The 12913-nt window shown below is 73.3% G+C and carries 17 protein-coding genes; 12 read left to right on the top strand and 5 right to left on the bottom strand.

Annotated elements, in window-relative coordinates; genetic code table 11:
* Window positions 1-61: 61 nt before the first annotated feature.
* Window positions 62-931 (bottom strand): amidohydrolase family protein, encoded by an 870-nt coding sequence (locus tag BJF79_RS18005; protein WP_075898946.1) that lies wholly within the window; start codon window positions 929-931, stop codon window positions 62-64.
* A gap of 122 nt (window positions 932-1053) precedes the next feature.
* Between BJF79_RS18005 and BJF79_RS18000 the strand changes: the two genes are divergently transcribed.
* Window positions 1054-1884 (top strand): PaaX family transcriptional regulator C-terminal domain-containing protein, encoded by an 831-nt coding sequence (locus BJF79_RS18000; RefSeq protein ID WP_262402214.1) that lies wholly within the window; start codon window positions 1054-1056, stop codon window positions 1882-1884.
* A 249-nt stretch (window positions 1885-2133) separates the two neighbouring features.
* Entirely contained in the window at window positions 2134-3054 is a 921-nt protein-coding gene (locus BJF79_RS17995) for a hypothetical protein (protein WP_075898942.1), read from the top strand.
* Window positions 3055-3208: 154 nt separating this feature from the next.
* Here BJF79_RS17995 and BJF79_RS17990 read toward each other — a convergent pair whose 3' ends face one another.
* Both BJF79_RS17990 and BJF79_RS60550 read right to left on the bottom strand, forming a co-directional pair.
* Window positions 3209-4072, bottom strand: a complete 864-nt coding sequence (locus tag BJF79_RS17990) for a DNA polymerase domain-containing protein (RefSeq protein ID WP_410050103.1) — start codon at window positions 4070-4072, stop codon at window positions 3209-3211.
* Window positions 4003-4158, bottom strand: coding sequence for a hypothetical protein (locus BJF79_RS60550; RefSeq protein ID WP_262402212.1), 156 nt, complete (start codon window positions 4156-4158; stop codon window positions 4003-4005). The genes BJF79_RS17990 and BJF79_RS60550 overlap by 70 nt, the downstream gene beginning before the upstream one ends.
* A gap of 38 nt (window positions 4159-4196) precedes the next feature.
* Here BJF79_RS60550 and BJF79_RS17985 point away from each other — a divergent pair, with 38 nt between their 5' ends.
* Together BJF79_RS17985 and BJF79_RS17980 are read left to right on the top strand one after the other, a co-directional pair.
* Complete coding sequence (locus tag BJF79_RS17985; protein WP_075898940.1) at window positions 4197-4517, top strand: FMN-binding negative transcriptional regulator; 321 nt, start codon at window positions 4197-4199, stop codon at window positions 4515-4517.
* Entirely contained in the window at window positions 4514-4762 is a 249-nt protein-coding gene (locus BJF79_RS17980) for a hypothetical protein (RefSeq protein ID WP_262402211.1), read from the top strand. The genes BJF79_RS17985 and BJF79_RS17980 overlap by 4 nt, the downstream gene beginning before the upstream one ends.
* Here BJF79_RS17980 and BJF79_RS17975 read toward each other — a convergent pair.
* Window positions 4759-5028 (bottom strand): sulfurtransferase TusA family protein, encoded by a 270-nt coding sequence (locus tag BJF79_RS17975; RefSeq protein ID WP_075898936.1) that lies wholly within the window; start codon window positions 5026-5028, stop codon window positions 4759-4761. The two genes, BJF79_RS17980 and BJF79_RS17975, sit on opposite strands and share 4 nt — an antisense overlap.
* 275 nt (window positions 5029-5303) lie before the next feature.
* Here BJF79_RS17975 and BJF79_RS17970 point away from each other — a divergent pair, with 275 nt between their 5' ends.
* Window positions 5304-5642 carry an STAS domain-containing protein gene (locus tag BJF79_RS17970; RefSeq protein WP_075898934.1) on the top strand — a complete coding sequence of 113 codons (339 nt, stop codon included), beginning with the start codon at window positions 5304-5306 and terminating at the stop codon, window positions 5640-5642.
* On the opposite strand, the gene BJF79_RS17965 is transcribed toward BJF79_RS17970, so the two are convergent.
* Window positions 5639-6796, bottom strand: coding sequence for an ROK family protein (locus BJF79_RS17965; protein ID WP_075898932.1), 1158 nt, complete (start codon window positions 6794-6796; stop codon window positions 5639-5641). The two genes, BJF79_RS17970 and BJF79_RS17965, sit on opposite strands and share 4 nt — an antisense overlap.
* 116 nt (window positions 6797-6912) lie before the next feature.
* Between BJF79_RS17965 and BJF79_RS17960 the strand changes: the two genes are divergently transcribed.
* The 7 genes from BJF79_RS17960 to BJF79_RS17930 form a co-directional block, all read left to right on the top strand.
* Window positions 6913-7641, top strand: a complete 729-nt coding sequence (locus BJF79_RS17960) for an amino acid ABC transporter ATP-binding protein (protein ID WP_083733548.1) — start codon at window positions 6913-6915, stop codon at window positions 7639-7641.
* A 49-nt stretch (window positions 7642-7690) separates the two neighbouring features.
* Window positions 7691-8620 (top strand): glutamate ABC transporter substrate-binding protein, encoded by a 930-nt coding sequence (locus BJF79_RS17955; RefSeq protein WP_075898928.1) that lies wholly within the window; start codon window positions 7691-7693, stop codon window positions 8618-8620.
* A 111-nt stretch (window positions 8621-8731) separates the two neighbouring features.
* A complete protein-coding gene (locus BJF79_RS17950) occupies window positions 8732-9376 on the top strand; it encodes an amino acid ABC transporter permease (RefSeq protein ID WP_075898926.1) in 645 nt (214 codons plus the stop codon).
* A complete protein-coding gene (locus BJF79_RS17945; RefSeq protein WP_075898924.1) occupies window positions 9373-10236 on the top strand; it encodes an amino acid ABC transporter permease in 864 nt (287 codons plus the stop codon). Before BJF79_RS17950 ends, BJF79_RS17945 begins: the two co-directional genes overlap by 4 nt.
* A gap of 8 nt (window positions 10237-10244) precedes the next feature.
* Window positions 10245-11192: an asparaginase gene (locus BJF79_RS17940; protein WP_075898922.1), complete on the top strand. Its 948-nt coding sequence runs from the start codon at window positions 10245-10247 to the stop codon at window positions 11190-11192.
* A gap of 43 nt (window positions 11193-11235) precedes the next feature.
* Entirely contained in the window at window positions 11236-11937 is a 702-nt protein-coding gene (locus BJF79_RS17935; RefSeq protein ID WP_262402210.1) for a copper homeostasis protein CutC, read from the top strand.
* 197 nt (window positions 11938-12134) lie between these two features.
* Window positions 12135-12913: maltotransferase domain-containing protein (locus BJF79_RS17930; RefSeq protein ID WP_143220007.1), on the top strand; the 779-nt coding region annotated here is incomplete at its 3' end.

The raw sequence follows: 12913 nt of genomic DNA, 5'->3' as shown, positions 1-12913 counted from the left end.
GGCCGCACGGCTCGTTCGGCGCGCCCGGGGAGCTGCCGCGGCGGCGCCGCCGGTCGCCGGGCTAGCGGCCGAGGCCGAGGGCTCGCACCGCGTTGTCCTTGAGGATCTTCGGCCGGACGTGCGGCTTGATGTCGAGGTCCGCGAAGTCGGCGCGCCAGCGGTCCGGGGTGATGACCGGGTAGTCGGACCCGAACAGCACCTTGTCCTGCAGCAGGCTGTTGGCGTACCGGACGAGCTGCGGCGGGAAGTACTTCGGGGACCAGCCGGACAGGTCGATGTAGACGTTCGGCTTGTGCGTCGCCACGGCCAGCGCCTCGTCCTGCCAGGGGAACGACGGGTGCGCCATGATGATCGTCAGCTCCGGCAGATCGACGGCGACGTCGTCCAGCAGCATCGGGTTCGACAGGCCGAGGCGGATGCCGCCGCCGCCCGGCATGCCCGCGCCGATCCCGGTCTGCCCGGTGTGGAACAGGGCGGGGACGCCGTGCTCGGCCGCGACCTCCAGCAGCGGATACGCGCTGCGGTCGTTCGGCGCGAAGTCCTGCAGGGACGGGTGGAACTTGATCCCCCGGACGCCGCGCTCCTCGATCAGCCGCCGCAGGGCGCGGGCGCCCGCCCGTCCCTTCGCCGGGTCGATGCTCGCGAACGGGATCAGCACGTCGGCGTGCGCGGCGGCCCGGTCGGCGATCTCCTCGTTGGAGATCGCCCGGTGCCCGGTGGCGTTCTCGATGTCGACGGTGAACACGACCGCGGCCGTCCGCCGCTCCCGGTAGTACGCCGCGATCTCGTCGATCGTCGGGGTGCGGGGGCCGTCGCCGCCGAAGTACTTCGCGGACGCCGCCATGAACTCGTCCGGCAGCGACAGGTGCCCGTGCAGGTCGGACTCCACGTGGACGTGCACGTCGATCGCCTCGACGGCGGCGGGATCCATCGTCGTCCTCCTCGTTCGCGAACACCTCGAAAGCTAGACGAACTCGTGTCGTCCGTCAAAGATAAGTTCGGTAACAGCGAGGCACCGCACGAAGACGCTCCGCACGTGGTGGGATGGCCGTCATGACGGATCAGGACCCCCGACCGCGCCGCCGCGCCCCGCAGCAACTGCTGTTCAGCTTCCTCGGGTCGCTGGTGCTGGACCGCGGGCACCCGCCGATCGGCTCCCGGGTGTTCCTGCGTCTGCTGGCCGACCTGGACGTCGCCGAGGCCGCCGGACGCGCCACGCTCGCCCGCATGACCCGCAAGGGGCTCCTGCACCGCGTCCGGGAGGGCCGCACCGCCCGGTTCGCGCTCACCCCGCGGGCCGAGGAACTGCTGCGCGAGGCCGCCCCGCGCGTCCGGTCCGCCCACCCGTTCGCCCCGCCCGGCGACGAGTGGACCCTGCTCAGCTACTCGATGCCGGAGAGCCGCCGCGACCTGCGGCACCAGATCCGCGCCCGGCTGATCTGGGCCGGTTTCGGCGGGCTGCGCGACGGCCTGTGGATCGCCCCCGGACGCGTCGACATCGGCACGATCTTCGACGGGCCGGAGTTCGCGGGGCTCGCCGAACTCGCCGACGCCTTCCACTGCGTGCCCGCCGCGTCCACGGACGTCCCGAAGCTGCTGCACCGGGCCTGGGACGTCCCCGCCATCCGCGCCGAGCACGACGCGTTCCTCGCCGCCTGGACGCCCGATCCGGGCCCGGACCGTCCGCTCACCCGGCTCACCCTGCTCGGCGCCGACTGGCTGCAGCTGCTGCGCACCGACCCCGGGCTGCCCGCCGCGCACCTGCCGGACGGCTGGCCCGCCGCCGCGTCGGCCGCCCTCTACCGGGAACGCCACGACGCCCTCGAACCGGCGGCGTTCGCGCAGCTCCGCGACCTCCTCCGGGAGGACGCCGGGCGCCGCTGACTCCGCCCGGGATGCGATGATTGCCATAGATGTCTCCACGAGGGAGCTGTCCGTGGCGTCCAAACTGATCCTGCACATCGGCCTGCAGAAGTCGGGCACGACGTTCCTGCAGCACATGCTGCAGAGCAACGCCGCGACGCTCGCGGACGCGGGCGTCCGGTATCCGATCCCCGCGGACTGGGACCGCGGCCGCCGCACCGTCGCCAACCACGAGTGGTCCAGCTACGGGCTGCTCGGCACCGAGTACCCGTGGGTGTCGCGGGAGCGCGCGGCCGAGGAGGCGCCCGGCTGGGAGGCTGCGGGACGAGGTGCGCGCGGCGCCCGGGACGGTGCTGCTGTCGGCCGAGGCCGTGTCGGTCGTCCGGCGGCCCGCCGCCGAGCGCCTGCTGGAGTCGCTCGGCACCGCCGACGTCGAGGTCGTCGTCACCGCCCGGAGCCTCGGCCGCGCCCTGCCGTCCCTGTGGCAGCAGCACATCCGCAACGGCCGCAGCACCTCCTTCGCCGGCTACCTCACCGGCCTCGCCGCGCACCGCGACAAGGGCGCCGACCACGTCGAGAACGACCTCGACGCGCACATCTGGCGCGCGTTCGCGCTCAGCGGCCTCGCCCGCCGCTGGACGGACGCCGGCGCGTCGTCCCGCGTCGGCGTGGTCAACCTCGCCCGGCAGGCCCCCCGAACTGCTCTGGAGCCGGTTCGCCCAGGCGATCGGCGTCCCCGGCCTCGCCGAGATCCCGCCCGTCCAGGAGGAGGGGCCGCTCGCCCACACCGGCCTGACGGCGCCCGAGACCCTGGTCATCGCGGGCCTGAACGACCGGCTGCGGGAGCGGTCCTGGCCTCGGCAGAGCGCCGACCGGATCCGGCAGCAGGTCACCGAGCGGTTCCAGACCCGCGACCGGCGCGGCGCCCGCGTCGTCGTCCCGCCCGAGTGGCGCGAGCGCGTCGCCGGGTGGAGCCGCGACGACGTCGCCGCCCTGCCGGACACGGGCGCCCGCCTCATCGGCGACACGAACGACCTCGCGTACGACCCCGGCCGCGACGGGACGTCCGTCCCGACGCCCGAGGAGACCGCCGCCGCCGCGGCCGAAGCCGTCCTGGCCTTCGCGGACCCGACCCCGCAGGACTCCCCGATCCGCCGCAGCGCCCGCAAGATCCGCCGCCGCCTCCCCTGAACCGCCCCGCACACCCCGTGCCCCGAGCACGACCTGCCTCCGGCACGAACAACCGCTGTCCGACCGAGGTCCGCTCCGGGCACGCCGCGCTCACTCCGCGCCTGAGCACGGCGCGGACCCCACGTGCTTTCGGCACGACGCCCGCTTCCCGGGGTCAGTCTTGGGTGCGGCGGGCTCGGGCTCGGCGTTTGCCCTCGTGCATCGCCTGGACGCGGGCGATCGGGATGGTGCGGCCCTCTTCGACCAGGTCGGCGGGCAGGGGCTGCGGTCCGGGCATCGCCTCGCCCCACGGGTCGGCGTCGCCGAGCAGGGCGAGCGCCGTCCGGACGGTGAAGTCCTTCGGGTCGACGGAGTCGAGGTCGTCCCAGGGGACGGGGAACGAGACCGGGGTGCCGGGCCGGATGCGGGGGCTGTAGGCGGCGGCGATCGTGGCCGTTCCCGCGCGGGTCGAGTCGAGGAACACGCGTCCGGCGCGGTCCTCGCGGATGAAGGCGGTCGTGGCCAGTTCGGGGTCGAGGCGTTCGGCGCGGGCGGCGAGCGCCCGGGTCGCGGCGGCCACGTCCTCGACCGGCGCGGTCCCGTCGAGCGGCGCGAACACGTGCACGCCCTTGGCGCCGCTGGTCTTGACGGCGCCGTCGAGGCCCGAGCCGGCCATGGCCCGGTGCACGAGGTGCGCGGCGCGGGCGGCGACCGCGAACCCGCCGCCCTCCGGCGGGTCGATGTCGAGCACCAGGTGGCTCGGACGCTCGTCCAGCCGCATGAGCGGCGGGTGGTACTCGACCGCGCGCTGGTTGGCGAACCACAGCAGCGTCCGGCGGTCCTCGCACAGCGCGTACGACACCTCCCGCCGCGACGACTCCGCCCACAGCGTGACCCGCCGCACCCAGTCGGGCGTGTACTTCGGGAGGTTCTTCTGCATGAACGGTTTCTGGCCGCGCAGCACGCGGATCACCGACAGCGGGCGGCCGGTGAGCTGCGGGACGAGCCGGTCCGCGAGCGCGTCGAGGTAGTCGACCAGGTCGCGCTTGGTCGCGTCGCGTCCGGGAACAGCGGCTGGTCGAGGTTCGTCAGGCGAACCCCGTCGCGTTCCTCCTCGGTCGTCACACGTTCAGCTTCGCATGCCGCCGCGATAGCGTCACCTCATGTACGTACCGGCCCATTTCGCCATGGCGGACGTTCGCGGGCTGCTCGCGGCGTGCGACGCCGCCGACCTCGTCACGTCCACGCCGAACGGCCTGCTGGCGACCTTCGTACCCGTTCTTTACGATCCGTCGGCCGGTGAGCAGGGTGCCCTCCTCGCACACGTCGCCCGGAACAACGACCAGTGGCGGGAGCCGGTCGAGGGCGAGGCGATGGCCATCGTGCACGGTCCCGACGCGTACGTGTCGCCGTCGTGGTACGCGTCGAAGGCCGGGGGCGACGTTCGGATGGCGGAGGCCTTGCGGCGGGCCGGTCCCGCGTGACGGGCGTGCTTGCCGTGGGGCGCCGGGTGCGGGTCGTCCGCGATCCCGAGTGGGACGGCCCGTGGATGCGGGAGTTCTCGGGGACGATCGATGGGCCGCCCGAGGCCGTCCGGCATTCGGGGGCACGGCCCGGGGAGCTCATGTACTGGGTCGTGTTCGGCGAGCCCCAGTACGACGCCGACGGAGACGGGCCGTACCGGAAAGCGCAGATCTGGGATCGGTATCTGGTGCCGGAGGACGGTTAGGTCGCCCGCCACGGGGATTTCGGGTCGGTGGGGACGGCGTTCTCGGCGACCCGGAGCGCGTAGGCGGTGGGGAGGCCGTCGAGCGGGCCCAGGTAGGCGTGGCCGGTCAGGTGGCACCAGGCGGGGAGGTCGATGGGGGCCGCCGGGTCGCTGGCGATCAGGTGGACGATCGTGCCGGGCGGCAGGTCGGCGAGCCGGCCGCGGAGTTCGAGGAGCAGGCGCACGCAGGAGCGGTCGCCGCCGTCGATGACCACCGGTTCGCTCATGACCCTCCCGTCCCGGACCGCGAGGCTAGCAGGCTCCGACGCGAACGCACCGGACGAGGCCGATGATCCATGCTTTCGGGACAGACTCCACATAGATCGACGAACTTCTTCTTAACGGGATCCTCGTGATTATGGGGGATCGCCTACGCAGACTTGACCCCCGCTTTCAGGTTTCGTCCAGTTACGCCGCTTACAGTCGCAGGTGACGCACCCCCGCTGTCATTCGGTCGAGATCACGGACGTTGGGGCGAGGCATGGAAATTGGAGTTGCGCGTGTGGAGAGCACCGAAGCCTACGGGACCCTGACATTCCCCGTGGAGGTGGATCTCGGCAACGCCGACACGATCGACCGGCAGGCCCGCGCGCTGCTCGACTCCGGCGTCCCTGCCCTGATCATCGACCTGAGCGACTGCGCGTTCTGCGACTCCAACGGGCTGAACGTGATCGTCCGCTCGCAGATGCGGGCGACGGAACTGGGCGTGCCGATGTGGGTCGTGCTGCCGCCGCGCGGGATCGTCCGGCGGATCAGCGACGTCACGGGGCTGCAGCGGCGCGTCGCGATCGCCCCGGACATCGCGACGGCCCGGGAGGCGCTCGCGCCCGTCCGCCGCTAGCGTTCGAGGGCGCGGTCGATCCACTCGCCGGACGCGTCGAGGAGCAGGTGCCCGGCGCCGAGGATGCTCGCGTCGCGGCCCGCGGCGGAGGTGTCGATCTCCAGGTTGCGGGTGGCGAGCGGCAGGCAGCGCTCGTAGATGACGCCGCGGATCGTCGCGACGAGGGGTTCGGCGTTCGACAGGCCGCCGCCGATGATCAGCGCGTCCGGGTTGAAGAAGTTCACCAGCGCGGTGAGGACGTCGCCGATGAGGCGCCCGGCGGTACGGACGGCGCTCGTGGCCTGCGGGACGCCGTCGGCGACGAGGTCGACGATCCGGGCGGGGCTGTCGACGGCGATGCCCTGTTCGGCGAGCGCGGCGGCGAGGGCCGCGCCGCTGGCGTGGGCCTCCAGGCAGTCGGGGTGACCGCAGGAGCAGTCGACGGTGGCCTCGGACAGGATGCGCACATGGCTGATGTCGCCCGCGGCGCCGCGTCCCCGGTGCAGGCGGCCGTCCACGATGACGCCGCAGCCGATGCCGCTGCCCAGCTTGATCACCATGAGGTTGTCGCAGGCGGGGCGGGCCTGCCGGTGCTCGCCCACGGCCATCAGGTTGGCGTCGTTCTCGACCAGGGCGGGGACGCCCGCGTGCGCGGAGACGAAGTCGCGGACGGGGAAGTCGTTCCAGCCGGGCATCCGGGACGGTGACACGACCTGGCCGGTCGCGGGGTCGACGGGGCCGGGCAGCCCGATGCCGACGCCGCGGACGGGCACGTCGCCGAGGTCGTGCTCGCGGGCGAGCGCGCGGAGCGCGTCGATGACCTCGGCGAGCGTCCGCTCGGGGCCGACCGCGATGTCGCAGGTCAGGTCGGAGAGCGCGAGGGGCGTCCCGGCGAGGACGGCGACGGCGAGCCGGGCGTGGTGCGCGCCGAGGTCGGCGACCAGGAAGACGCCGGCCGCGCGGGCGAGCCGGAGGCGCCGGGGCCGCCGGCCCCCGCGCGAGGCCCCGGCGCCCTCCTCGGCGAAGAGCCCGGCGGCGAGGAGCTGCTCGACCCGCAGCGAGACGCTGGAGGCGGCGAGGCCGGAGAGCCGGGCGAGCTCGGCCCGCGATTCCGCCTGACCGGTGGCCACCAGCCGCAGGAGGGCCGCCGGTCCGTCGTCTCTGCTGTTGCGCACCCCAGATAGATAGCATGCGCGAACTTGGTACGGCAACGCGTTGACTTACATCGATTTGACGTTCTATGTTCCTGTTTGGCTTCGATATCGAAGGAAGTTGGATCGTAGGTGACCGAATGATCGAGGTTCGCGGCCTGCACAAGCGCTTCGGCGACCACACCGCCCTGCGCGATGTGGACCTGGACGTGGGCAAGGGCGAGGTGGTCGTGGTGATCGGCCCGTCCGGGTCCGGCAAGTCCACGCTCTGCCGGTGCCTGAACCGGCTGGAGACGCCGGACGGCGGCACCGTGCGGATCGACGGCCGCGAGCTGCCCGCCGAGGGACGCGCGCTGGCGAGGCTGCGCGCGGACGTCGGCATGGTGTTCCAGTCGTTCAACCTGTTCCAGCACAAGACCGTCCTGCAGAACCTGACGCTCGGGCCGACGAAGGTCCGCGGCGCGTCCCGGGAGGAGGCCGAGCGGACCGCGCGCGAGCTGCTCGACCGCGTCGGGATCGGCGAGCAGGCGGGCAAGCTTCCCGCGCAGCTGTCCGGCGGGCAGCAGCAGCGGGCCGCGATCGCCCGCGCGCTCGCGATGCGGCCGAAGGCGATGCTGTTCGACGAGCCGACCTCCGCGCTCGACCCCGAGATGGTCGGCGAGGTCCTGGACGTCATGACCGGCCTCGCCCGCGACGGCATGACCATGGTGGTCGTCACCCACGAGATGGGGTTCGCCCGCAAGGTCGCCGACCGCGTCGTGTTCATGGCGGACGGCGAGGTCGTGGAGTCCGGGAAGCCGTCGGAGTTCTTCGACTCTCCCGCCACCGACCGGGCCCGGGACTTCCTGGCCAAGGTCCTCAGCCACTAGCGACACCATTCCGGCGCGTTCCCGCGCCACCCGAGAAAGGTTCACGATCATGGTGCGTTTCCCTGCGGGGATGCGGCGGGCGGCGGTCGCCGCGGTCGCCGCGCTGACGCTGACGAGCCTCGCGGCCTGCGGCGACTCCTCCGACCCGGCCGTCCCCGGCGCGGGCGGCGGCAAGACCGACGACCTGCTGGCCTCGGCGCCGGTCGCCGCGAACATCCCGGCCGGTTCCACGATGGCGAAGATCAAGGAGCGCGGGGAGCTGCTGGTGGGCGGCTCGCTGGACGCGCCGCTGCTGTCCCAGCAGAACCCGGTCAGCGGCGAGGTGGAGGGCCTGGACGCCGACTTCGGCAAGCTCCTCGCCAAGTACATCATCGGCGAGCCGAAGGTGAAGATCGTCAACGCCGCGTCGGAGACCCGCGAGGCGCTGATCTCGAACGGCACGGTGGACGTCGTGCTGCAGACCTACAGCATCACGCCCGAGCGGGCCGAGAAGGTCGCGTTCGCGGGGCCGTACTACAGCTCCGGCCTGGTCGTCGCCACCAAGGCGGACGAGACGGGCATCAAGACCCCCGCCGACCTGAACGGCAAGACGGTCATCGCGGGCGCCAACACCCCGGCGATCCCGGCGATCGAGAAGGCCGCCCCGGACGCGAAGATCGTCACGTTCGGCAGCGACCCCGAGTGCGTGCAGGCGCTCAAGCAGGGCCGCGGCGTCGCGTACGTGCAGGACCAGGCCGTCCTGCTGGCCACGGCGAAGCAGGACGCCTCGATCAAGATCCAGGGCGAGCCGTTCACCGAAGACCCGTACGGGATCGGGCTGAAGCACGACGACGCCGAGTTCAAGAAGTTCGTCAACGACTGGCTCCGCCGGATCCAGGAGTCGGGTCTCTGGGCGAAGGTCTGGAAGAACTCGATCGGGACGGTCGTCGAGGGCGAGGCGCCCGAGCCGCCCGCGATCGGCTCCGTGCCCGGCTCCTGACCCCGCCGATCGAGATGCCGCCGATCGAGATGCCGCCGTCCCGGCCGCGGGCGAACGCGGTCCCGGCGAACGTGATCCCAGCGAACGAAGTCCCAGCGGAATGGCCCTGACATGAACGTCATCACCGACCACCTCCCGGAGTTCGGCGACGGCCTGCTGCTGACCGTCGAACTGACGCTGCTGTCGCTCGCGGGCGCGCTCGTCGCCGGGGTCGTCGTGGCCGCGCTGCGGGTCAGCCCGGTGCGCGTGCTGCGCGCCGCCGGGATGGCCTACGTCGAGACGCTGCAGAACATCCCGCTGCTGGTGTGGCTCGTGATCGCGGTGTTCGGACTGCCGGAGATCGGCGTCATGGCCGGGCTGTTCACCAGCGCGGTCGTGGTGATCGCCCTCTACCAGGGGGCGTACATGGCCGAGGCGATCCGGTCGGGCATCAACGCGGTGCCCGCCGGGCAGGGCGAGGCCGCGCGGGCGCTGGGGCTGACGTTCGTCCAGTCGCTGCGGCTGGTGGTGCTGCCGCAGGCGTTGCGGACCGCGATCCAGCCGCTCGGCACCATCGCGATCATGACGCTGATGAACACGGCGATGGCGGCGGCGGTCGGCGTCGTGGAGCTGACCGCCACCGCCAACCGGGTCAACCTCGACGAGGCCCGGCCGATCTACATCTTCGTGACCGCGGGCCTGCTCTACATGCTGCTGTCGGCCGTGTTCGGGCTGGTCACCGGGGCACTCGAACGGAAGCTGGCGATCCTGCGATGAGCTCCTCCCCCACCTCGCGCCTGCTGTTCGACGAGCCGGGGCCGCGCGCCCGGCACCGCATCCGGTTCACCACCGCCGCGTCGGTGCTCGCCGGCGCGGCGCTCGTCCTGCTGGCGCTGCGGCAGTTCGCCGACAACGGGCAGCTCGCCGCCGAACGCTGGGAGCCGTTCGGGACGTGGCCGATGTGGCGGTATCTGCTCGACGGACTGCTGTCCACGGCGAAGGCGGCGGCCGTCGCGATCGCCATCGCGATGGCGGGCGGCATCGTGCTGGCGCTCGGCCGCACCTCCCCGTCCCGGTGGCTGCGCTGGCCCGCGACCGCGTACGTCGAGGTCGTCCGGACGATCCCGGCGCTGCTGCTCGTCTACGTGGTGCTGTTCGCGCTGCCCCGGTACGGGGTGAACCTGCCGCTGTTCTGGAAGCTGGTCGTGCCGCTCGCGGTGTCGAACGCGGCGGCGTTCGCGGAGATCTTCCGGGCGGGCATCCGGTCGGTGGAGCGCGGCCAGCTGGAGGCGGGCCTGGCGGTCGGGCTGACCCGCGGACGGGCGATGCGGCTGATCGTCCTGCCGCAGGCGGCCCGCCGGGTGCTGCCGTCGCTGGTCAGCCAGTCGGCGGGGCTGCTGAAGGACACCTCGCTCGGGTACGTCGTCAGCTACGCCGAGCTGCTCTACAGCGGCAAGGTGCTGGCGAACTACAACCACCTGCTCATCCAGACCTACCTGATCGTCGCGCTGATCTACCTGGTGGTGAACGCGACGCTGTCGAAGATCGCGCGGACGCTGGAGGCGCGGCAGCGGACCCGCCCGTCCCGCGCCGTCCAGGACGCGGCGCCCGGCGCGCCCGTGGCGAAGACGAGCTGAGGAGACCGATGTACGAAGTGCTGGCGGAGGTCGTGCGCAACGGTTTCGCCGAGAGCCTCCACTACGGCAGCGTCGCCGGGCTCGCCCCGGACGGCACGCTCGCCCACATCCGGGGGAACCCGGAGGAGACCGTCCTGCCGCGCTCGACGACCAAGCCGTTCCAGGCCGCCGCGTGCCTCGCGGCGGGCGCGCCGCTCGCCGGCGAGCGGCTCGCGATCGCCGCGGGCAGCCACACCGGCGAGGACTTCCACGTCAAGACCGTCGAGGCGATCCTCGGCGACGCCGGGCTGGACGCCGCCGCACTGCGCTGCCCGCCGACCTGGCCGGAGGACGAGCCGACCAAGGAGGCGCTGATCCGCGCCGGGCGGGGCGAGTCGCGCGAGCGGATGAACTGCTCGGGCAAGCACGCCGCGATGCTCGCCGCGTGCGCCGCGAACGGCTGGCCGGTCGACACCTACCTCGACCCCGACCATCCGCTGCAGCGGCTCGTGCGGCGGACGATGGCCGACTGCTCCGGCGAAGAGCCGTCCCCGGTGGCGGTGGACGGCTGCGGCGCGCCGCTGTTCGGCCTCACCCTCACCGGCCTCGCGCGCGCCGCGCAGGCGCTCGTCCGGGCGCCGGACGGGCCGTGCCGCGCGGTCGGCGACGCCGTGCGCGCCCACCCCGAGTACGTCGGCGGGACCGGGCACGTCAACACCGAGCTGATGCGGGCGCTGCCCGGCACGGTCGCCAAGGGCGGCGCCGAGGGCGTCCTCGTCGCCGCGACCGCGGACGGCCGCGCCGTCGCGGTGAAGGTCATCGACGGCAGCCCCCGCGCCACCACCGCCATCGCGCTGAGCGCGCTCGCCGCGCTCGGCGCCGACACCGCCCCGGCCGCCGCGCTGGGCACCGTCCCCGTCCTCGGCGGAGGCCGCCGGGTCGGGGAGATCCGCACCGTTCCGGAAGGAAGTCAGTGACCCTCACCTACGAGATCTGCATCGACAGCGTCGCGGGCGCGGTGTGGCCGCCGAGAAGGCGGGCGCCGACCGGGTGGAGCTGTGCGCGGCCCTGTTCGAGGGCGGGTTGACGCCGACCCTCGGGACGGTCCGCGCCGCGCTCGCCGCGGTCTCGTCCGTCCGGGTGCACGTGATCATCCGGCCGCGCGGCGGCGACTTCATCTTCGACGAGCACGAGGTCGCGGCGATGGAGCACGACGTCGCGCTCGTCCGGGAGGCCGGGGCGCACGGCGTCGTCATCGGGGCGCTCACCCCGGACGGCGCGGTCGACCGGCCGGTCGCCGAGCGGCTCATCGCCGCGGCGGGCGACCTGTCGGTCACGTTCCACCGGGCGTTCGACATGGCCGCCGACCCGTTCGGCACGCTGGACACGCTCGTCGACCTGGGCGTCGACCGGGTGCTGACGTCCGGGCAGGACGTCACCGCGCTGGAGGGCGCGCCGCTGATCGCCGAACTGGTGCGGCGGGCCGGGGACCGGATCGTCGTGCTGCCGGGCGGCGGGATCACCGACCGCAACGCGGCCCGCGTCGTCGCGGCGACCGGCGCCCGCGAGCTGCACTTCGCGGCGCTGGCGGAGGAGCCGAGCCCGGCCGTGCACCGCAACCCGTACCCGTTCATGGGCGGCGAGCTGCGGCAGCCGGAGTACCGGCGGATGGTCACGACCGGCGCGGGGATCGACGCGGTCATGCGCGCCGCGGGCGGCTGATCCGCCCGGTCCGTCCCGCCGGTCCGTCCCGCCGGTCCGCCCGGCCGGTCCGCTCCCGCCCGTTCGTGCCCGCCCGTCCCGATTGCCGCGGCTTGGGCAATCTCTTGTCATGATCTTGATGAGTTGATGATCGCCGGAACTTGCGGACGGGGCATGGATGCCTAGGACCATCGCCGTCGGCACCGGGAGCGGGCATCATGCAGGTGAAGCTGGAGGCCGAACTGGGGCGCGTCCCGATCACGGACGTCGAGCCGGTCGTGGGCTGCGGCCGATGGCCCGCCAAGGCGGTCGTGGGCGAGCGGGTCGAGGTGTCGGCGACGGTGTTCCGCGAGGGGCACGAGATGCTCGGCGCGGCGGCCGTCCTGCGGACGCCGGACGGCGAGGAGTGCCCGCCGGTGCGGATGCGGGAGATCGCCCCCGGGAGCGACCGGTGGGCGGCCCCCGTCACGCCGACCGAGACGGGGCTGTGGTCGTTCCGGGTGGAGGCGTGGGGCGACCCCGTCGCGCACTGGTGGCACGACGCGCAGATCAAGATCCCGCGCGGCCAGGACGTCGAGCTGATGCTCGCCGAGGGCGTGCGGCTATTCCAGCGGGCCGCGCGGGACGTCCCGGCGAAGGACCGCCGGACGCTGACGCGGCTCGCGAAGCTGATGTCGGACGACGACGTGGAGCCCGTCGAGCGGATGGAGGCCGCCGGGAACCCGAACGTCCGGGACGTCCTGGAGCGGCACCCGCTGCGCGACCTGCTCACGGCGGGCGAGTGGTTCCCGCTGATCGTGCACCGCGAACGCGCACTGTACGGGGCGTGGTACGAGTTCTTCCCCCGCTCCGAAGGCGCGACCTTCGACCCGACGGGACGCCGCCCGCCCATGTCCGGCACCTTCCGGACGGCGATGGAGCGGCTCCCCGCGATCGCCGAGATGGGCTTCGACGTCGTCTACCTCCCGCCCGTCCACCCCATCGGGGAAAGCGGCCG

Source organism: Actinomadura sp. CNU-125, assembly GCF_001942465.1.
Taxonomy (GTDB): Bacteria; Actinomycetota; Actinomycetes; order Streptosporangiales; family Streptosporangiaceae; genus Spirillospora.
This window is presented reverse-complemented; position numbering and strand designations above follow the sequence as displayed.